Annotated in this window: 18 protein-coding genes; 4 read left to right on the top strand and 14 right to left on the bottom strand. The window is 67.0% G+C overall.

The features are described 5' to 3' along the window. Positions 1–222: XRE family transcriptional regulator (locus EB084_04390; protein ID NDD27487.1), on the bottom strand; the 222-nt coding region annotated here is incomplete at its 3' end. Positions 223–486: 264 nt separating this feature from the next. Here EB084_04390 and EB084_04385 point away from each other — a divergent pair. Beyond that, a complete protein-coding gene (locus EB084_04385; protein ID NDD27486.1) occupies positions 487–1,950 on the top strand; it encodes a nicotinate phosphoribosyltransferase in 1,464 nt (487 codons plus the stop codon). Positions 1,951–1,960: 10 nt separating this feature from the next. Here the strand turns inward: EB084_04385 and EB084_04380 are convergent, their stop codons facing one another. The 3 genes from EB084_04380 to EB084_04370 form a co-directional block, all read right to left on the bottom strand. Beyond that, positions 1,961–5,476, bottom strand: coding sequence for an SIS domain-containing protein (locus EB084_04380; GenBank protein NDD27485.1), 3,516 nt, complete (start codon positions 5,474–5,476; stop codon positions 1,961–1,963). Between the two features lie 158 nt (positions 5,477–5,634). Then, positions 5,635–6,201: a hypothetical protein gene (locus EB084_04375; protein ID NDD27484.1), complete on the bottom strand. Its 567-nt coding sequence runs from the start codon at positions 6,199–6,201 to the stop codon at positions 5,635–5,637. Between the two features lie 69 nt (positions 6,202–6,270). After that, positions 6,271–6,600, bottom strand: a complete 330-nt coding sequence (locus EB084_04370) for a hypothetical protein (protein ID NDD27483.1) — start codon at positions 6,598–6,600, stop codon at positions 6,271–6,273. 148 nt (positions 6,601–6,748) lie between these two features. Here EB084_04370 and EB084_04365 point away from each other — a divergent pair, with 148 nt between their 5' ends. Continuing rightward, positions 6,749–8,353, top strand: a complete 1,605-nt coding sequence (locus EB084_04365; GenBank protein ID NDD27482.1) for a L,D-transpeptidase — start codon at positions 6,749–6,751, stop codon at positions 8,351–8,353. Positions 8,354–8,390: 37 nt separating this feature from the next. On the opposite strand, the gene add is transcribed toward EB084_04365, so the two are convergent. Further along, entirely contained in the window at positions 8,391–9,566 is a 1,176-nt protein-coding gene (gene add, locus EB084_04360; GenBank protein NDD27481.1) for an adenosine deaminase, read from the bottom strand. A 237-nt stretch (positions 9,567–9,803) separates the two neighbouring features. Between add and ftsW the strand changes: the two genes are divergently transcribed. Further along, a complete protein-coding gene (gene ftsW / locus EB084_04355; GenBank protein ID NDD27480.1) occupies positions 9,804–11,033 on the top strand; it encodes a putative lipid II flippase FtsW in 1,230 nt (409 codons plus the stop codon). Then, positions 11,030–12,172: an undecaprenyldiphospho-muramoylpentapeptide beta-N-acetylglucosaminyltransferase gene (murG, locus tag EB084_04350; GenBank protein NDD27479.1), complete on the top strand. Its 1,143-nt coding sequence runs from the start codon at positions 11,030–11,032 to the stop codon at positions 12,170–12,172. The genes ftsW and murG overlap by 4 nt, the downstream gene beginning before the upstream one ends. On the opposite strand, the gene EB084_04345 is transcribed toward murG, so the two are convergent. The 9 genes from EB084_04345 to mraY all read right to left on the bottom strand — a co-directional run. Then, positions 12,133–12,972 carry a putative hydro-lyase gene (locus EB084_04345; protein ID NDD27478.1) on the bottom strand — a complete coding sequence of 280 codons (840 nt, stop codon included), beginning with the start codon at positions 12,970–12,972 and terminating at the stop codon, positions 12,133–12,135. The genes murG and EB084_04345 overlap by 40 nt on opposite strands. Next, positions 12,962–14,461 carry an ATP-grasp domain-containing protein gene (locus EB084_04340; GenBank protein ID NDD27477.1) on the bottom strand — a complete coding sequence of 500 codons (1,500 nt, stop codon included), beginning with the start codon at positions 14,459–14,461 and terminating at the stop codon, positions 12,962–12,964. Before EB084_04340 ends, EB084_04345 begins: the two co-directional genes overlap by 11 nt. Next, on the bottom strand, positions 14,353–15,786 hold the full coding sequence (locus EB084_04335; protein NDD27476.1) for a PLP-dependent lyase/thiolase: 1,434 nt from the start codon (positions 15,784–15,786) through the stop codon (positions 14,353–14,355). Before EB084_04335 ends, EB084_04340 begins: the two co-directional genes overlap by 109 nt. Before the next feature lie 20 nt (positions 15,787–15,806). After that, positions 15,807–16,154 (bottom strand): hypothetical protein, encoded by a 348-nt coding sequence (locus tag EB084_04330; GenBank protein ID NDD27475.1) that lies wholly within the window; start codon positions 16,152–16,154, stop codon positions 15,807–15,809. Next, positions 16,151–16,348: a hypothetical protein gene (locus EB084_04325; GenBank protein NDD27474.1), complete on the bottom strand. Its 198-nt coding sequence runs from the start codon at positions 16,346–16,348 to the stop codon at positions 16,151–16,153. The genes EB084_04330 and EB084_04325 overlap by 4 nt, the downstream gene beginning before the upstream one ends. Positions 16,349–16,461: 113 nt before the next feature. Further along, on the bottom strand, positions 16,462–16,770 hold the full coding sequence (locus EB084_04320; protein ID NDD27473.1) for a hypothetical protein: 309 nt from the start codon (positions 16,768–16,770) through the stop codon (positions 16,462–16,464). A gap of 110 nt (positions 16,771–16,880) precedes the next feature. After that, complete coding sequence (murD, locus tag EB084_04315; protein ID NDD27472.1) at positions 16,881–19,298, bottom strand: UDP-N-acetylmuramoyl-L-alanine--D-glutamate ligase; 2,418 nt, start codon at positions 19,296–19,298, stop codon at positions 16,881–16,883. After that, the gene (locus EB084_04310) at positions 19,267–20,259 is read right to left on the bottom strand and encodes a DUF4392 domain-containing protein (protein ID NDD27471.1); all 993 of its coding nucleotides are present in this window, start codon (positions 20,257–20,259) and stop codon (positions 19,267–19,269) included. The genes murD and EB084_04310 overlap by 32 nt, the downstream gene beginning before the upstream one ends. Next, the coding region (mraY, locus tag EB084_04305; protein ID NDD27470.1) for a phospho-N-acetylmuramoyl-pentapeptide-transferase at positions 20,157–20,850 on the bottom strand (694 nt) is incomplete at its 5' end. The genes mraY and EB084_04310, both read right to left, overlap by 103 nt.

Below are 20,850 nucleotides of genomic sequence, written 5' to 3'. Positions count from 1 at the left end.
CTTCGCCGCGGGCTCCACGAGCCACTCGAGCTCGACATCGCAGGCGCGGGCGATGGCAGCGAGGCGCGCCACGTCGAGCGCTGCCATCTGCCCCTGCTCGAGCTTGCTCACAGGATTCGCTGCCGTGTATCCAACCTGTCCGGCCAGCACTGTCTGCGACATGCCTGCGGCTTCACGAGCTTCGCGCACGCGCATTCCGATTGCGGAACGCACGGCGGCCATGTTGATTGGTTTACGCTTTTTCATCTTCTACTCATCCCAAAGGATTAATTCGGAGGTGCTACCTTACGACGATTCACGTCATTTATCCTTCCCCGTAGTTCAAAAAAACTCACATGCCGCGCGCGGCGCTTCGCGAGCCGATGGTGTGGCGACTCGCGTGGGAGGTGCCTCCACCAGGCTCACGCACTGTCTCGAGACGGCCGATCGCATCGGTTCGAGGTGATGTGAAGGGGCGCGTCAGCAGATGCGTGAATCCATCGGCCCATGAACCTCGACACATCTGCGCTGCTCACCGACTTCTATCAGCTCACCATGATGGGCGGCTATGTCTCCTGTGGCCATTCCCATCAGCGCGCAGTCTTCGACCTCTACTTCCGGCGGGTTCCGGAAGACGGAGGGTTCTGTGTCGCTGCGGGGCTCGAACAGGCACTCGCCTACCTCACGTCATTGCGCTTCACCGAGGCTGACATCGACTACCTCAGGGGGCTCGGCCGCTTTGACGATGGCTTTCTCGCCTATCTGCGCGATTTCCGGTTCAAGGGAGACGTGAGTGCGGTCGAGGAAGGGACGGTGGTGTTCCCGGGCGAGCCATTGATGCGGGTCTCGGCCACCATGCCCGAGGCGCAGCTGATCGAGAGCGCTCTGCTCAACATCGTGAACTTCCAGACCCTCATCGCCACCAAGGCTGCACGTGTATGCCATGCTGCCGGTGACGAGGGGCTGGTGCTCGAGTTCGGCCTTCGCCGCGCGCAGGGCGTTGACGGTGCGATGAGCGCGTCTCGCGCCGCGTACGTGGGAGGCTGCGCCGCGACCTCGAACGTGCGCGCTGGTCAGCAGTTCGGCATTCCCGTGTCGGGAACCCAGGCCCACTCCTGGATCATGGCGTTCGACTCCGAGATCGAGGCCTTCCGAGCCTACGCCAAGGCCTACCCCGACGATACAGCCCTGCTCGTCGACACCTATGACACGCTCACGAGCGGCGTGCCCAATGCCATACGGGTCGCTCGCGAGATGGAGGCCGACGGGCATCATCTGCGCTCCATCCGCATCGATTCTGGAGACCTGGCCTACCTCTCGAAGGAAGCGCGCAGACTGCTCGACGAGGCGGGCTTCCCCGAGATCAAGATCGTTGCATCGAGCGACCTCGACGAGCACATCATCCACAACCTCAGAGCCCAGGGGGCGCGCATCGATGTCTGGGGAGTGGGCACTCGCCTCGTCACGTCTCACAGCGCCCCGGCCCTCGGGGGGGTCTACAAGCTGGTGGCGGCTTCCGATAGCGAGGGCAGCATGGTGCCTCGCATCAAGGTGTCATCGAACCCGGAGAAGACCACAACGCCGGGCGTGAAGCAGGTGTGGCGCACCTTCGACGCACAAGGGCTCTTCGCGGGAGACATCATCGCCCTCGACGATGAAGACCTCAGCAGCCTGCGCGGCACCGTTCGCACACGGCATGCCACCTGGCTCTATCCTCCGCGCAGGGTGTCTCGGGGAGTTCGCATCGAACCGCTGCTCGTTCCGGTCATCAAGGCGGGCCGCAGGGTGTATGAAGCCCCGCCTCTCTCGGCCGTGCGTGCGCGGGCGCTCTCGCAGCTGTCGTGTCTGCGCGCGGAGCACAAGCGCTTCGTCAACGCCGACATCTACTGGGTGGGGCTTTCTGAGCGGCTCTTCGCCTTGCGTGCCCGCCTCATCGAGGAGGCCTCTGCCGAGGCTGCGCCTCCGGGCTGACGCCAGGGGCTCAGGGGCGCGCGTGGGTGAGTGCGTGGCTGATGACGTGCTCGGCCAGCTTCTCGACCGGCGCCGTCACCAGCTGTGCCACGGTAAGCGGTTCGAGCAGGGCGTCGGTCCACTCGAGATCGGTCTCCGTGATCTGGCTGCGCAGATCTTCGTAGCGCTGCGTGCCGCTCAGCAGGGCGGCCTTCTCATCGAGGCCCATCTGATCGGCGAACTCGAGGTGCAGCAGCACCAGGCGCTCGACCTGTCCTGACGGCAGCAGCGGAACGATGAGAATCGGACGCTGATCCTTGCGGCCCAGACCGATGAACAGGGCCCGGTTGCGAACCACCTGTTCCTTGGTTCCGTGAAGCGCGTGCGTGCTGTCGGCGCGCGAGATGAGGTCTCCGGAGACGCCCTTCTTCGACTGCGCGCGCACCGTGCTCTCGGGGAGCGGCTGTCCGAGGGTGCCCAACCCGCGCACCTCGTAGGTCGTGCAGCCCGCCACGGCGCGAACGGCTGGCGTGATGGCGCGCAGCATCACCAGATCGCGGTAGGGCACGGAATCGATGGTGGCGTTGCAGGCGCGCAACGTCTCGAAGAGCACGCCCTCGTACGACTCCTCGGTTCGCGAGATGCCCACCGTGACGGTCTTGGCCTGGTGCTTGATGGCGTCGATGGGGCGAGACAGCTCGTTGATGGCCTGTGTCAGGTTGGTCACCAGAACCTCGAGAAGCCGTCCGGGCGTTCCCTGCGCCTGGAACTCGGCACTGAACTGACCGAGCGAGCGCTGCCCGCGGATGAAGCTGAACAGGGTCGAGAGCATGGCCCCCGTGTCGACAGACAGCGAGCTGTTGTACAGACCTCTGGCCATGTCGCCGTGAACGTTGCGCGCAATGGTGCGCAGCTTGTCGAAGGCCCCCAGCGTCTCAGGCTGGTTCGAGGCGAGCAGGTTCACCACCACGGATCGGGCGTGACGCAGCTGTGCCGCGCCGCGGTCGATGGCGCGGGCGCAGTGGTACCCCCAGAGATGCCCCACGATGGTGTTGAGCAGGGCCGAGGCGTTCTCCGAGGCGCGAGGCACGTAGATCACGCCGGCGGCGTAGGGCTCGAAGGCGTCGAATCCCTCTGAGGTCACCACGATGGGCACCGATTTGTGCGATTTGAAGATCGCGACCTCCTTGACGGCGTCGCGCAGGGCCATGAGAGGAAGGCCCGCGGCGCAGACCAGGGTGAGCGGCTCGCTCGACAGATCGATGTGCTTCTTGTCCTCGATGAAGTCGGTGGCGATGGATTTGTAGCACAGCTCCGAGAGCTTGATCCGGATCTCCTCGGCGGCAGCGCGGGTCGAGCCGCTGCCCACCACCGCCCAGTCACGGCGCTTCGTGGCCCAGTGCTCGGCCAGCTCGCGGATGGGGTCTTGATTTGCGAGCACATGTCGCATCTTGTCCGGGAGACGCTGCAGCTCGGCCAGCTCATCGTGCACCTGGGCCTCGGAGAGGGTGCCGAGCAGCAGCGCGAGCTCGAGACTGATGAGATAGCCTGCCACCACCTGGCTGTAGAACGCCTTGGTTGAGGCCACTGACATCTCGATGTCTCGTCCGTCGCTCGTGTAGAGCACGCCGTCGACCTTGTACACGAGGTCGGAGTTGCGTCGGTTCACGATGCAGATGGCCGCCGCTCCGCGCGTGCGCGCCATGTCGACGGTGCGGTTGGTGTCGGTGGTGGTGCCGCTCTGCGAGATGGCGACGATGAGCGTGTCGCGCATATCGGCGTTCATGCCGTAGCCGCTGAGCTCCGAGGCCTTCACCGACGTCACCGATACCGCCGCGCCGGAGAGGCTTCGCTCCATCATCGACGCGATGGCGTTTCCGGCGATGGCCGCCGTGCCTTGTCCGATGAGCACCACGCGCCGGATTGAACCGTCGCGGATGCGCGCGGCCACCTTTTCTGGGAAGACCTCTTCTCCCAGGTTCAAACGCGCGGTCGCGTCGCCGAGGAAGAACTTGCCTTGCAGCGTCTTCTCGATGGATACGGGCGACTCGGAGATCTCCTTGAGCAGGAAGTGCTCGTGGCTGCCGCGGTTGATGTCACGGGTGGTGATCTCTGCGGTTCTCACCGTCTCGGGCGTCAGCGCGAGGCGTGTGCCGTCGAAGGCGTAGGCCTCGATGCCGGACAGACCGTCGATGGCGCGGGCATCGAGAACGAAGATCTGCCCCGCACTCGAGGGATCGCCGGGAATCCGCTCTGTGGTGCCGTCCATTCGAATGAATCGCGCGGTCTGCTCGACCACGCCGTAGAGCTCTGAGGCGAAGACATAGCCATGGCGGGCGAGACCCACGAACAGGGCCTGACCGCTGCCCCGCAGGGCCAGCCAGGTGCGGTGCGGGTCGGACGTGGAGTGCAGCGCGATGGCGAACGAGCCCTCGAACTTCGAGACCGCGCGGCAGAACGCGGTGAGCATGTCGCCGCTCTCTGCGAGACGCTGCCCCACCTCGACCGGGATGACCTTGGTGTCGGTGGTGATGCGCGGGGAGATCACGCGCCCCGTCTCCTGGGCGAGATCCTTGAGCAGCTCCTGGTAGTTGTCGACGTCGCCGTTCAGGGCCGCCATGATCCACGGCGAGGGGGCGCTCTCTGATGGTGCGGCCCCTGTCTCTGCCCCGAGGGTCTCGTTGTTGACCGGGTGGCAGTTCGGTTCGCTGATGATGCCGTTCGAGGCCCAGCGGGTGTGCGAGAACATGTTCGTCTCGGTCGATGACGCCCCACAGGCGAGCCAGAATACCAGGTCGCCGCGGATGGTCTGGGTCAGATGCGCCACGTTGTCGCCCAGCGCGCCCACCTCGAGCGCAACCTTGAACGTGAACACCAGGCTCGGAGAAGGCTGCGCGGCGTCGAGGGCAATGGCGGAGTCGACGAAGTCGGCCACGGCCGTTCGCGCCTGGTAGCGCTCTTTCAGGCCCTGTGCCTCGAGCTCGCTCTCGAACGCCTGGAGGGACGCCTGCGTGGGGAAGGTGCACATGATCGAGAGCCCCAGCGAATCGCGTCCGCGAACCTCCAGCCGGCCGATGTTCTCGAGGATGGCAGCCAGCTTCCAGGCTTCGAAAGCGGCTTTGCTGCCGTTGGTTGCAGGGGGGAGAAGGGCGTCGACCTGGCGCAGCGACTCGAGCACGTCGCGCTCCATCTGCCACGCGAGATCGCGCGCGCGCAGCCAGACCGCGTTCCAGCGCTCGAGCAGCTCTGTGTTCACGCTGGCTTCGAGCACTGCGATGTGCGAGGTCTGCTCCCACTGCGCAAGGGCGGCCCCTGCCTGTTCCAGGAGCGTGTGGCGCTCGGCGTTGGCGCGCAGCGCTTCGAAGGTGGAGAACTCACGCAGGTCGGCGGATAGCGCCTCGAACCGTGCCATGATCGCGTCGAAGGGCCGATGATCGGCGGCGTCGAGCGGTGTCTCGCGCAGCGCGGCGAGCGCGGCCGAAAGCGCGGCCCAGTCGAGCTCGACCTGTCTGCGACGGTCGTACAGCATTCCCGCGATCCCGCACATGTGTCTCTCTGCTCCTTACGGTGCCCTGTGATCGACCTTGTGATGTCGACCGGGCGGTGCGCCCAGGTGGGCGGTTGCATCGGCCGGGATGGTTCTCTTCCGATGGGCTGCCGGTCCTTCGCCGATGCGCCGAAAGGTCCTGGCCCGGCGTTGACGGATCAGGCTGCTGGGCCGCACCGCTCGGCCAGCTGGTGCAGCGCCGGATCGTCGGGGCGCAGCTTCAAGGCGCGCTCGATCTGGAGGCGCGCCGCCGCAGGGTCGGCGCCGTCGAGGCAGAGCTCGGCCTTCCTGCGGAGGATCTCTGCACGGGCGTCATCAGCCTTCCCCTCGGGGTCGAGCTCGGCGCGCAGGAGGTGCACCCCGTCGGTCTCGAGGGCTGTTCGCTCCTCTGGGGAGAGCGGGGTGAGGCCGTGGCGGGCAGCAGCGGCGGCGACGCGCGCGACAAGGGGGGCGATGCGGTCGCAGGTGACGCGATAGTCTGCGATCTGGTAGTGGTCAGACGAGGTCTTGCGACCGCTGAAGACCTCTGAGAGAAGTGCTGCCTTGGCGCGCGCGGCTTCGAGCACAGCGTCGATCATGGCCGCAGGCGCGTCGAGGGTGATCTCGGCGTCCCCGTGGTTGTCTCCCACGGGCGTTCGGATGGCGTAGGCCAGACGCACCTTGTTGCGTGTCAGGTCGAGCTGCACGACGTCAAGAGATAGAAGGCGTATCCGTTCGGTCTTCATGGCCTGCACGTTTCTCTGCCGGCGCGCGACCGGCCTTCTGTTCGCGTCAGTGCCATGCACTGAGAGCGGTCAGATGTAGATCTGGCGGGCCTTCACCTTCATGTCCCAGGTATAGCCCCCGTTCACGGTGATCGTCATCCCGCGTCGCAGGAGCCGCCAGGTGAAGTTCGGGAGCTCCTTTCCGAGCACGAACAGCTTCGTCTCCGGCGTCACCAGCACGCTCCCCTCGTCCTTGTCGGAGTCGGTGGCCATCACCAAGATACGGTGGTGCGTGGCGTCGACCGCCGCAACGCGATAGTCGCGTGAGACGGTGACCAGCTGGGCGGGGGCGGGGGGCATGACGCTCACGAGGGCGCTCACGACGAGAAGGAGGCTGAGCAGGACGCGAGGCTTTTGCATGGGAGGCGTTCTCCTGGGTGCTTCGAGATGCAGGGTAAGACCCGTCCGGGTCACCCTTGTTTCACATGGCTGTCCACGGTTCCCGTTGAGCCCGAAATAATCGTGCATTGACGGGGCTTTCAGAGGATTTTGAATATTCTTACAGAAGATGTGTGAGCCCCCCACGTCGTCAACTGCTGCGCGAGGAGCCTTTACCGTGGACACCGCTCCCACTCCCCGGGTCTCCCTGCTCAAGGGTGTCGCTGTGGCGCTCTGCCTCGCGCTCGGCGGTGCTTCGGCCTTTGCCATGAGCGCGCTGCGCGTCAAAGGGGTCTCTCCGGCTGACGGCACGTTCACGAACAAGCGGCAGCTCGCACTCTCGGCGCACTACGAGGGGCGCGCGGCCAGCGCGGTGCTCTTGGTAGACGGCAAGCCTGTCGCCACCGAGGTCAGAGCCGACCAGGGGGAGGTCGTGGCTCGCGCAGACGGCCTCTCCAACGGGTCTCATCGGGTGGCACTCCAGCTTCGGGGTGTATTGGGGCTGCGCAGGGTCGATCACGAGTGGAGCGTCACAGTCGACGCTACCGCACCGGTCATCACCCTCGAGGCGCCCGCTGTGGGGGCCATCGTGAAAGACCGCAAGGCGGCGATCTCGGGGCGGACCAAGCCGCACGCGCGTCTGCGCCTGCGCGTCACCGCGCCCGGACACGCGTACGAGGTTCCCACCGTCGAGGCCGACGCCAGCGGCCAGTTCACCGCCACGGCCAACATGGGTGACGACGACAACAAGATCCGCATCGATGCCGTCGATCTCGCGGGCAACCGCGCCACCCTCGTGCGCACTGTGATGTGCGACCTGGCTCCCCCCGCTGTAAGCGATCTCTATCCCGCGCCGGACGCGGTGATCAAGCTCGACCCTACGGTGACCCTGCGGGCGCGGGTCACTGAAACCGGTTCCGGCATCCAGCGCGCCGTGCTCGTGGTCGACGGCAAGGAGCACGCACTGAGCCTTCCTTCGTCAGGGGGAGAGGTGCGCTTCCAGGCCGAGGGCCTGCCTGAGGGCACGCGCGAGATTGCGCTCGAGGTCGAGGACAAGGCGGGGTGGAAGGTCCGCAAGGACTGGTCCTTCCTGGTCGACACGGTCGAGACGTTCGGCATTCGTCCCGCAACGCGGGGGGCGCGCGGCAAGGATGTGGAGACCTTGCAGAAGCGCCTGTCGCAGAAGGGCGACCTCGAGAAGGGTCATCTCACGAGCGTGTTCGACGATGAGACCGAGAAGGCATTGCAGCACTTCCAGGCGCGATCGGCCCTCGACGTCGATGGCGCGCTCGGCCTGGCCACGGTCGCTCGCCTGTCGCCGCGCATCGATGTCGACCTCTCGACCTTCACCCTGACCCTCTACGATGACGACAAGAAGGTCAAGACGTATCGCATTGCGTGCGGAATGCCCGCCTATCCCACGCCCACGGGAAAGTACCGCATCACATTCCTCGAGCGAAACCCCACCTGGATCCCCCCCAAGGGCTCGCTCTGGGCCCGCGAGGCCAAGGTCACGCCGCCGGGGCCGGGAAATCCCCTGGGCACGCGCTGGATCGGCCTCGACTCGAATGCCGTGGGCATACACGGCACCAACGCGGAGTGGACCGTGGGCTCTCGCGCCTCGCATGGCTGTCTGCGCATGCGCATCGCCGATGTGGAGGACCTGTTCGAGCGGGTGAACGCGGGAGCCCGGGTGGTCATCCACGACGGCAAGGTTCCGCTCAGCAAGAACTGACCCGCGGCCCGCTGCGCCGGGCGTCTTGTGGGGGCGCTCAGTGTGCGCTCAGTCGCCACGCCTCGACGTCGGCGATCTCGCGCAGCAGCAGCGAAGAGAGCGCGCGCTTCTCGTCGGCGGGGAGGAACGCCGCGTCGGCCGCGTTCATGATTGCGGTCTCGAGTCCCTCCACCGAGAGGCCGCACTGCTCGACTGCCGTCTGGTACTCGTGTGAAAGGGTGATGCCGCTGACCGCCGGGTCGTCGGTGTTGATGGTGACCGGGATCCCCTCTTTGTAGAAGCGCTGCAGCGGATAGGTGTCCCACCCGCTGGCGGCGCCTGTCTGCATGTTCGAGGTGGGGTTCATCTCGAGGGGGACGCGCAGATCGCGCACGAGCTGCTCGACCTGGGGGTCTTCCTGGGCGCGGACGCCGTGTCCGATGCGATCGGCGCCGAGCGCCTCGATGGCCGTGCGCACGTTGTCGGCTCCGCCGGCCTCTCCCGCGTGAACGGTCACCTTCAGGCCCGCGGCCTTCGCCTGCTGGAAGACCTCGGCGTACGGTCCGGGCGGGAAGTGGAACTCGTCATTGGCAAGGTCGAGGGCCACGACGCCGCGGTCCTTGTATCGCTCGGCCAGCTGCTCGGCGACCTTTGCCTTCTCTGGGCCCATCTGGCGCTCGACGATGACGATGAGGCCGACCTTGGTGCCCGTCTCGGCCGAGGCGTTGGCCACCCCTTCCACGACACCGTCCATCACATCTTCGAGGGGAAGGCCGTACTGCGCGGCCATGTATATGGGCGAGAAGCGCAGCTCGAGATACTTCACGTTGTCCCGGGCGGCGTCGCGGATGACGCCTTCGGTGGCGTCGCGACACGCCTCCTTGTTCTTGAAGGCGAGGCCGATGGTGTCGAACTTCTTCAGGAAGTCGAGCAGCGTCTTGTCGGTGGGCGTGATCTGAAGGTAAGGTCGCAGGGTCTCGAGATCGTGCGAGGGGAGGGCGATCTGGTGCTTCTCCGCCAGGCTCAGGAACGTCTCGGGAGTGATCGAACCCTCGAGATGCCGATGCAGATCGACCTTGGGGAGGCGGGCCACGACCTCTTCGAGGCGAGGAACGGCAGGCGAGGGCGAGAAGCGGTCGCCTGCGGGCGCGCCTGGCGTCTCAGTGGTCGTCGGCTGCGCAGGTCGCGCGCTTCCCAGGGGGACCTGCGGTGCTGCGCCGGTGGCCTTGATCATGGCGTACCCTCCCCTGTGACCTTTTTCGTATTATAGCACGACTTCACCGGGACGCTTGTTAAACGGGTGTGAACTTCTTCGGCCAGCAGGATTTCACGAAAGTATTGCAGAAATTTCAAGCCCCCATGAACGGCGGCCCGCTCGTTTCACAGCCCGAGCGCGCTCGCCGTCGAGAAGCGTGGGGGGCCTCGTCTTGCCGCGCACACGCGGCAGCCATTCCACGGTCGGAGGGAAGCCTTGAACAAGACGAACAAGCCGCCTGACTACTGGCTGCTCGTCATCGTCTTCACCCTGCTCACCCTCGGGCTCGTGATGGTCTTCTCGGCAAGCAGCGTCACGGCCGCGGGCACGGCGGAGTGCGGCTATGATCCGTACTTCTTCCTCAAGCGCCAGGCCGTGTGGGCCCTGGTGTCGGTGTTCGTCATGTCGGTCGCCATGCGCATCGATCTCGAGAAGCTCCGCGGCTGGTCTCTGCCGCTGGTGCTCGCGTCCGTGGCGGGTCTCGCCCTCGTTCTCGAGAAGCACGTCGGCATCGTTGTGAACGGCGCCCGTCGCTGGATCGCCATCGGACCGTTCGGCTTCCAGCCCTCAGAGTTCGCCAAGTTCGCCCTCGTTCTCTACCTGGCCGACTGTCTCGCCCGTCGGGGGAGCAAGATCCAGCAGTTCACCCGCATCATTCCGCTGTGCATCATCTTCGGCGTGATCGTCCTCCTGGTCAACTTCGAGCCGGATCTCGGAACGGCACTCGTCATCGCGGCTGCGTTCATGGGCGTGCTGTTCATGTCGGGCGCGCGCTTCTCGCATCTGGCGGGAATGGTGAGTCTCGGCCTCGTGGCCGTGATCGGCCAGATCTGCAAGGACCAGTACAAGCGCGAGCGCATCCTGGTCTTCCTCAACCCCTTCGGAGACCCGGGTGACAAAGGGTACCAGATCGTGCAGTCGCTCATCGGTCTGGGCTCGGGTGGCGTGTGGGGCCTCGGACTGGGCGAGAGCCGGCAGAAGTTCTTCTACCTGCCCGAGCAGCACACCGACTTCATCTTTGCCATCGTGGGAGAGGAGCTCGGTCTCATCGGCACCCTGGCGGTGCTCTTCCTCTTCTTGATGCTGCTCTATCGTGGATTGCGCGTGGCGGTGCGCTCGCGTGACAACTACATGGCCCTGCTGGCCGCGGGCCTGAGCTTCACCATCGCCTTCCAGGCGTTCCTGAACATCGGCGTCGTCTCGGCCGCCCTGCCGTTGACGGGCATCCCGCTGCCGTTCATCAGCTACGGCGGAACCTCGCTGCTCATCACCATGGGGGCGGTCGGCCTGCTGGTCAACGTGTCGTCACGTCGCAAGGAGCGACGGGAGGAGAGCGAGGAGATCGCGGCACCGCCCACCGAGACCGAGAGCCTGGCCCGCAAGTTCCAGGACATGGGCTACGGTCTCGTGCCCGCCACGCGCCTGCGCCGAAGGGCCCGTCGATGAGCGCGCCCCGCGTCATCATCAGCGGTGGCGGAACGGGGGGGCACATCTTCCCGGCCATCGCCGTGGCCCAGGAGCTCCGCGCCCGATGCCCGGAGGCGCGCATCCTGTTCATCGGCACCGAGCGCGGCGTCGAGGCCAGTGTCGTACCTGCCGCCGGCTTCGACATCCGCTTCGTGCGCGCGCGTGGCCTGAGCCGCAAGCCCCTCGAGGCGATGCGTGCCATCGTCGAGAACCTCGTCGGCATGGTGAGCGCGCTGCGTCACGTGCGCCAGTTCCGCCCGCAGGTGGTGGTGGGCAGCGGCGGCTACGTGAGCGTTCCGGTGAATCTTGCGGCGTGGGCCACGTTCACCCCAACCGTGCTGCTCGAGCAGAACGTGGTGCCTGGAAAGGCCACGCGAGCGCTTTCGCTGCGGGCGCGCAAGGTGTGCGTGAGCTTCGAGGCCACGGCCCCTGCGTTCGGCGCCAAGGCGGTGAACACCGGGAACCCGGTTCGTGATGAGATCATCACGCGCACCCGTGAAGAGGCGCGAGCGCGCCTGGGCATCGCGCCGGACCGGTTCTGCCTTCTCGTCACCGGGGCCAGCCAGGGGGCGCGCAGCGTGAATGAAGCAGTGGTGGCGGCGCTGCCCGGCTGGAAGGGGCGTGACTGGCACGTGCTTCACCTCACCGGGCGTCTCGACCACGACACGGTGCGCCAGGCCGCCGTACAGGCATTGGGCGGTGACGCCCGCCTCACTTGGGATGGGCGTGATTTCCTGGCGGACATGGCGAGTGCCTACGCTGCCGCCGATCTCGTCATCGCGCGTGCCGGCGCAACCACCATGGCCGAGCTCACGGTGCGGGGGCTGCCCGCCATTCTCATTCCCTACCCTCATGCGGGTGGGCATCAGATCGAGAATGCCCGTGCCCTCGAGAAGGTGGGCGGCGCCCAGGTGATTCTCGACGCGGAGGCTCGCGCCGCGCTTCCGGCGGTCGTGGAACGGCTCGTCGATCAGCCGGAAGAGCGCGCTCGCATGGCGCGCGCGTCGGCCTGTGCGGGGCATCCGGACGCCGCGGCGCGCATCGTCGACGAGGTTCTGCGCGCGGCGGGGATTTCGCTTCAGGCCCCTGAGATGGCGGTGTTCTCCTCGAATTCGTGATGCGTGCGATCGAGCAGCAGCATGTGCCCGGGTGCGTGGCAGATGGCGATCTGCGGACGGGCCGTCAGCGCCGCGGTCTGTGAGGTGACCCCGCAGGGCCAGAATACGGGAACGAAGCCCGGCGGCGCTTCGACAGGGTCGCCAAAGTCCGGGCGGCCGATGTCGTCGATGCCGATGGCGGCGGGGTCACCGATGTGCACCGGCGCGCCGTGCATGCGCGGGAACCTCGCGCTGATCCGGGCGGCCTGGGCAGCCTGGGCGGGCTCGAACCATCGCATGCTCACCACCATGGTGCCGCCGAAGGGTTCAACGGTTGCGAGGCGCAGGCTGGTGCGGTACATCGCCACGTTGCGGTTCTGCTCCACGTGGAGCAAGCGCAGGCCCGCCTGCTGCAAGGCCCATTCGAATGTGAACGAGCAGCCGAGCAGGAAGGCCGTGAGGTCTTCACACCACCATCTGCGCACGTCGCCGGCTTCGGCAACCTTCTCCCCGTTCTCGAACACCCAGTAGCGCGGCACGTCGGTGCGCAGGTCGGTGTCTCGGGCCATCAGGCGGGGGTGGGGAGAGCCCGTGGGAAGTCGTTCGAGAAGGGGGCAAGGTCGCGGGTTCTCGCGACAGAACCGCTCGAATGCATCGGCCAGGAGGCTGGGGAGAACGAGCAGGTTGGCCTGGGCATGGCCTTCCGCCAGGCCAGGGGTGGGCAGGGTCCACTCGTCGCGTCGTATCTTCTCGCGCCACCGCGCGGCCTCGTTGCGGGGGGCGGTGTCTGGTGTGCTCGAGGGCACAGGCTCAGTCGTCATCTGCGTAAGTGTCCTCGCTTACGGGGGTGAGACAGAGCGCCGATTGCACGGCATCGGCCACGGCGCGGGCCTGCGGGGTCAACTCGCCCAGACCCTTCCCCAGCCCGTCGGGGAACTGCAGGAGGCCTCCTCGCATCTGCACCCGCGCGCACTCTCCCGCCGCCTGCACCGTGTGGCCGGCGGCAGCCGGCAGCACGAGGAAGTCGTCTGCGTCGACGCACTCGGTGGGCTTGAGCGCGGGAGCGATGAAGTCGAGGATGTTCCCGCGCAGGCGATAGCGGCCGGCTTCGAGGGCTCCGTCGACGCGCGCGGACGCACCGCTGAGGTTGTGCAGCACGAGCTGGGAGCCGCGCAGGCCGTGCTCGATGTCGGGGGCGTCCGGCACGTCGTGGCCGGCGGTGGCGAGCATGTGTGATGCGAGCAGCGGCACGTCTTCGCGTTCGAGCTCGAGGGTGGTGGCCATCGAGACGCTGCTCACGAGTCGCGGGTTGCACTCGATGGTGACGACGCTCCCCGATTCGGTGATCACGAAGTCGAGACCGAACATGCCGAGGAAGCCCTTCTCAGAGAGCGACGTTCCCACGCTTCGCGCAATGCGGGCGGCTTCGGCGCGCACCTCCGCGGGGGGCGGTACCGAGGTCCAGTCATTGCCGCAGGCCCCCAGCGGATAGGGCGTGCACGATGGCGCGCCCGTCACCTGATGGAAGAGTGGTCCCACGCGAACGCGTCCAGGGCCCAGAACGCAGGCGTTCAAGGTCATGGGAGAGCCTTCGATCATGCGGCTGGCCTTTGCTTTGCGCCGTCCGAGGGCGGCTGCGGCTAGCGCATAGGCCGCGGCATCGACGACGGGCCACGTGCCCTTCCCGGAGAAGCCGTGGGCGCCTTGCACCACCACGCGTGGTCCGAGGTCGCGGGTGATTGTCTCGTAGGATTCAGACGACGGGTCGATCTCGCGCCACGCGGGGTGGGGGAGGTCGAGGCGTTCGAGCAGGCGGAAGAAGGCCACCTTGTTCTCGGCGGGGCGCGCGATGGCGGCGGGTGCTCCGAGGATGCGAAGGCCCTGGGCTGCGGCGGCTTGCTCGGCCTGGGCATTCGGTTTGAATACCAGCAGGTCAGGGCGTGCGTCGCCGTTCGTGAGCCACCGCGTCACCTGCGGGTGCTGCAGGAGTCCTGTCGTGGCCCGGCTCGGGAGGGCTTCACCATCGAGGTGATGCTCGAGACAGAAGACCTCGACGCCCCGCTGGGCCATGAGCCTGGCGGCAGGGGTTTCGTGGCGGCAGGCCACGCGGTAGCGCTCGAGCCAGGCGTCGGGGCCGAGGGCGTAGTTGGGGTCGACGCCGACGTAGGCGACAGTGCCGGGGAAGGCTGCGATGGGGGGCGTCATTCTCGCTCCAGCGGAGAGAGACCGCATCGTTCGGCGAGCAGCCCGCGCAGCTCGAGATACGACGACACGTCGGCGGCGTCGATGGGGCGGGGCTCGCCCCGCCATTGTGTCGCGTGCCCGCACAGCAGCACCACCGCGCGTGCAGACGCATCGAGCACACCTTCACGGCGCGCGCGCGCCACCGCTGCGATGGAGGCTGCCCCTTCACCTGAGGTGTCGATGCCGGCATCGCCCAGCCAACCGTGGGCCTGGGCGATCTCGTCATCGGTCACCACCCAGCCGCGTCCGCCACTTGTTGCGGCGCACGCGCGCGCGTCGTCGGCGCGGGGAGACTCGTCGATGCCGAGGAGGCCCGCCAGGGTCGAGCGGGCCATCTGCGTTGCGTCGAATCGGGGGTCGAGCGCGCCGGCCAGGGCTCCAGCGGCGCCCGCCCCCACCACGTGGAGTCGCGCGCGCCATCCGCTTGAGACGGCGGCACGAGCCGCGCCGATGAAGCTGCTTCCGCTGGTGGCGAAGGTGAAGAAGTCGGTGGCTTCGGGCGCGGCTTCGTGCAGCTCGAGCCCGATCGACTTGAAGCCTTCGATCGAGAGATCGTCGAGGGATGGCGTGAGGTTGGCGATGCCGAAGACGCGACTGGCGTAGCGCGCGAGGTTTCGCGGCTTCTCGGTGCGGATGACCAGGGTGCCCTGGCGATGCAGTGCGGCGAGCTTCACTGCGGGGGTGTCGGGGGAGACGAAGGCCAGCAGGCGCAGGCCTGCCGCGGCGCAGTACAGGCTGGCCGCCACCGCAGCGTTGCCTGACGACGACAGCAGCAGCGTGCGCTCTCCGCGCTGCCGCGCCAGCGAGACGCGATAGGCCAGGCTGCGCGACTTGTGCGAGCCGCCGGGCGACAGGTCGTCACGCTTCACCCAGAGAACGGTGACGTCCAGCGCACGCGCAAGACCCGGCAGCGCAACCAGTGGCGTGCCCCCTTCGCCAAGGGAGAGACGATGCGCGAGATCGACGGGCTCGCGGTAGGCCGAGGCCCAGCGCCAGATGCCCTGGGCTGGAGCCGCGGCGAGGGTCACTTCTCGGCCTCTTCGTACACCGCCAGGCTCAGGGGGGTCAGCGCGGTGACCTGCAGCTCGACGGCGCATTCGTCGCATTCGATGATCTCGTCGACCAGGATGTCGCTCGGCACTTCGACGTCGGCGCCGCACTCGGGGCAGGGATGGGTCATGGGAAACACGCTCCGAAAGCTGGGATGGAGCCTCCGGAATCTGCACGGCGGAGATTCGACGAACGAGTCGGAGGCTGTGGGACGCCGGTTTCTCTGATGCGGGGGGGGCTTCCCTTCCGGTCGGTCTCCGCGATGCTCGCACGACGCAGGAAAGCCTCGCCTGAACACGTTCAGACGAGGCTTCTGCGCAACGACCACAAGCACGTCGCATCCGCGGTAACCGCGGTGGCTTCAGCTGAGACGCGCTTCAACCATGGTCTTGAATGCACGCCAGAAGTCGACCTTCACCCCACGAAGCCCGAACACCGCGGGGAGCAGACCATCTTCGTCACCGAGCTCCGCGACCTGGGCGCCTGCGACCACGAGACGAACCTTCATCCCGTGACGCGAGAGCATCTTCAGGCCCTGCAACAAACTTGGAGAAGGCACTGCCGGGAGACCGGCCATCACTTTTCGGGCGGCGTGGGCATCGGGTACGCTGACCGTGACCACCGAGCCCTCGGCGCAAACTTGAACGTCTGCACCGTCTACCGTGAGGTGAAGCGCACCTTCGATCTCAAACAGGGGAGGGTTGCTCACGCCTTGTCGCGGTCACGGGTACGGATCTTCACCGTGCCGTTCACCTTCCAGTGGGCGTGGGTGGCGCCGGGGCCTGTCGTGCTCGGAACCCACACCTCGAGGTTCTCGAACTCATAGAAGATCTCGGCACCTCGGCTGGTGAGCTTGTCGTAGAGCCCAACGGCGAGCTCGGGCCACGTCTGGGTTGGTTCCATGGTCTGTACCGACACTTCTCTGCCCTCCTGAATACGATGTTGCGCTGGCGTTTGATTGCCAGCATCTATACATATACTATACAATTAGTATACAACTGTCAAGTCGGCGGGTGTCAGTCTTGTCGGGAAGACAGTCCTTCGGGCAGCGTGTATCGAGTCGCCTCGTCAGGCGCGACGGCCACAAAGCCTCGCGCCAGCAATGCCTGGGTGGTGGCGCGATCTCTCTGCTCGCGTGGGTTCACGCGCAGCGAGGAGATGCGCGCATCGATCATGATCTGCTCGAGGGCAGGTCGCGCGCTCGAGATGCGTTCCGGATGGCTGGCAGCGAAGCGCAGCAGCGTGGCAACGTCGCTGTGCAACGGCAGCTTCTCTGACTCGACCTGGCAGTATCGATGCGCTCGCTGGTTTGCGCTCTCATGCAAGACCTCCTTGCGTACCGGTTGGGTGGCGTCACATCGCGCGCGGCGATGACCCACTCTCATCTTAGGCAAGAGGTGCGCCATATGATGTCGCGCCGATGGCGATCGGTGCCCTACGCCTCGCCGCCCTGCCCGCGCACCAGCGCATTGAAGCCCTTGGCGTCGTCCATGAACATGCTGAACATCCCGGGGCAGGCCGGCGAGAGGAGCACGGCATCGCCAGGGTTCGATGCTTCACGCGCCGCGCGCACCGCAGCCTCGAGATCGCGAACGCGAGAGACCCGGGCTACGTTGCCCGCTGCCATCACCGCCGAGGCCACGCGCTCCCCGCCGGGACTGTCGAGCACCACGAGGTGGCGCGCCCGCGCCACGATGGCCTCGGCCAGCCGCCCATAGTCGAGCCCCTTGTCGCCTCCACCCACGATGACGTGCAGGGGCTCGTGAAATGCCTCAACCGCGGCCAGGGCGGCTTCGGGCGTGGTGGCCTTCACGTCGTTGTAGTACGCCACGCCATCGACGTCGGCGATGTGCTGCAGCCGAAGCGCGATGCCCTTGAAGGCCCCGAGCACCGCTCGGATCGTGTCGTTGTCGACCCCCAGGGTGCGTGCGGCGAGTGATGCTGCCAGCACGTTGGCCACGTTGTGGTCGCCGCGCACCTTCAGCTGACGCCGCTCGAGCAGCACGTCTTCAGCACCGTCGAACCGCAGGCGCAGCACGCCACGGGCGTCGACAAATGCCCCGTCGCCCTCGATGGGGCGCAGGCTGAAGCGCAGAACGCGGGCTTTCGTGTCGAAGCGCGACGAGATCGGGTCGTCCGCGTTGAGCACCGCGATATCGTCGGGGCGCTGCGCGGCCACGATCTTGCGCTTCACCGCGGTGTAGGCCTCGAACGAGCCGTGCTCCTCGACGTGGTCAGGGGTGACGTTGGTGATGACGCCCACATGAGGGCGCGGCGATAGATCGATGAGCTGGCGGTTGCTCACCTCGAGCACGAGCACGCCACGCGGGTCGAAGGTCTCGATGCGGTCGAGCACCTGCACATTGCGCCGATCGTTCCCCGCGAACAGGTGCGGTCGGCTGCTGGCTCCCATGAGGTCGGATAGCAGGCGGGTGGTGGTCGATTTTCCGTTGGTGCCGGTGACAGCCGCGACTGGGCACGGAGCCAGACGGAAGTAGAGCTCGGTCATCTGCGAGAACACCGGCCCTCCTTCAGCGCGCAGCGGGCGCAGTCGGTCGTTCGAGGGGTACAGGAACCACCCTTGCGGCACGAACACGACCTCGGCCTGCTCAATGCCATCGAGATACTCGGCACCCAGACAGCGGCGCATGGGCAAGGAGAGCAGCTCGCGCACGTGCTCGCCGCGCTCGCGTGGGTTCAGCCCCACGTGCGACAGGCGCACGTTCTTCTCGAACGTGTCGAGCGTCGAGGTGTCGTGCGCGGTGACGCCAGCGACCCCATGGTGTACGAGGAAGCGCGCGATGGCGGCCCCTTCGGCGCCGGCCAGTCCGACCACGTGAACGTTGTAGCCACGGAGGGTCTCGGGCTTCGACAGGTCAAGGGGGGCGCGTGCTTCGCGCGCGACCTCGACGACGACGTGGCCACCGCCCGTCGTTCCCGAATCGGTGAAGCGCGCCACGCGTCGCGCACCAAGAAACGCATAGGCAGCGGAGACCGCCTCGAAGGGCTCGACTCTCACGTCACCGTTCCCCAGGGAAGCGTGGAGCAGGGTCGCGCCGCCCGCGTCAAGGGCCAGGGCCACGTGTCCGAACCCGCGCTCCCGGCTCTTGAAGAAGAGCAGATCGCCGGGCTCCACGGCCGAGCGCGACACCCGAATGCCCATGCGTCGCTGATCGCCCGTGTACTTGGGCAGCTGCAGGCCTGCCACCTCGGCATAGAGCCGCTGCACCAGGGCGGAGCAGTCGATGCCCGTGGGGCTCGCGCCTCCAAGGCGGTACGGCTGCCCGACACGCGTCCGCCCCGCTTCAAGAAGGCGATCGACGGTCGCTTCGACCATCACGGCCGCTCCCGCCACGGCTCGTCTCACATCGCGCCACGGGTGTGTGTCGAGGGGCAGGGTGACTTCGCGAATCGCGTCGCAGTGAACCCAGCCGAGCGTCAGATCGTGAAGCTGCAGCAGCCGCCAGTCGCCCTCGCGCCAGAGCAGGCGGCTCTCCGTCATGTCGACCATCTGGGTGCTCAGATCGGCATCGTCAGAAGGTTCTCGCCGCACGTCGACGGCCTCGCGGGCGGGCACGGCCCAGGAGAGGGGAGCAACCTGCGGGTCGTCGAGCGCCTCGATGGCATCTTCGAGAGGGGCGCTTGCGCATGTGGCGAGGCGTTCGAGCAGGGCGCTCTTCTGACGTTCGAGCAACGTCACTCCCACGAGGCGATGCCGCCCGTCACCGAGCGCTTCCACGGCCACATCGATGACGGCCACGCCATAGCGCGCGCGGGTTTCGTCGACGACGGCCGCGATGACCTGCGCGAGGCGTTCTGACTCAGGGTCGGGAAGGGGATTGGACGAGCGCATGGAGAGACCTCAGGACGGCGATGTTCTCCTCGACCGACCGACCGTCGACCGTGGGCTCGGCCCGACGGGTGATGCCATCGATGCCGCCCTGGGCGACGACCACAGCGAGGTCGTGGGCGGCGGTCTCTTCGTCGGGGAGCACGTTGCGTCCCGCCTCCATCGAAAGGGCTGCGCACAGTCCCCAGGCGCCCCAGTTCGAGACCGACGCAATGATCGGATGATCGACCGCCGTCCGGCACGGCCACGCAGAGACGCTGGCGGAGAGCGACGCGTCGGCCAACTCTCCCATGCCGATCTCGTTCCCGCCGTCTCCGACACCGATGGAGACGATGGAACCAAACAGGGAGTCGAGACGGGCGGTCACCGAGGTGATGTCTTCGCCGCGCATGGTGCGGTAGCTACCGTCGGCGGTTGCGCCGCAGCGCTCCACAGCCACCACGCAGGTGGGGCGCCAGGCGTCGAGCAGCGCGTGGCAGAGCGACGCGCTCTCTTCTGCGCCGACACGAGGAAAGTCAACCACCGTGGCGGTTTCCCCGTCGAGCACCGACGACAGGGAGCAGGGCGAAACGCCGATGAGGGCGGCCATCACCTGGGCGGCGTGGCCGTCGGTGACCACCAGCGTCTCTCCGCCGAGCGCGCATAGCGCACGCACAAGGGCCACCGCGCCCGGGGGACCATCGGTCTCGCACCGGCCTTCGATGTGGAAGCCCGTCACAACCATCACCCGCGCGCGCGCCGCGTGGAGCGTCGTGCCTGCCTCGGCGCAGAAGCGTGTGGGCAGATGCGGCCGCAGCCGAGCGATGCCGCGCGTGTCGGCGGTGAGAATGAGGTCTTCGAGGGTCACGTCCCCGCGTGCGCTCAGCAGGGGCAGAACCAGAGGCCGAGGGCTGCTGCCGCGAGCACGGCGCTGGCCACCCACATGCGGGTGGTCACCTGCACCTCGTGCAGCCCTCCCTTGCAGAAGTGGTGATGAATCGGCGCCATGCGGAAGATGCGCTTGCCGCCGCTCATCTTGAAGTAGCCCACCTGCAAGATGACGCTGAACGCTTCCATCACGAATACGCCGCCCACGAGCACCAGCAGGAACTCGGTATGGGTCAGCACCGCGAGCGTGGCCAGGGCCGCGCCGAGGGCCAGCGAGCCGGTGTCGCCCATGAAGACGCGGGCGGGGAAGGCGTTGAACCAGAGGAAGCCGGCCAGGGCGCCCACCATGACGACGCATGCCAGGGCAAGCGAAGGCTCGCCCGCGGCAAGGCAGACGGGCACGTAGGCGAGGAATGCGCACACGTTGGTGCCGGCCGCGAGCCCATCGAGGCCATCGGTGAGGTTCACCGCGTTCGAGGTGGCCATGACCACGAGAACGGCAAGCGCCACGCGCACGGCGTGCGAGGTGACCCATCCCAGCCAGGGCAGCCATACCGGCGCGTCTGGCTTTACGTGCACCGCGAAGAAGCCGAGCACGAGGCCGATGGCGATCTGGGCCACCAGCTTCTGCCGCGCTTTCAGCCCCAGGGAGCGACGCTTCGCGATCTTCGTCCAGTCATCGACGAAG

It is taken from the genome of Pseudomonadota bacterium (assembly GCA_010028905.1).
Lineage (GTDB): Bacteria > Vulcanimicrobiota > Xenobia > RGZZ01 > RGZZ01 > RGZZ01.
The sequence above is the reverse complement of the archived record's forward strand: the minus strand, read 5'-3'. Positions and strand labels throughout refer to the sequence as shown.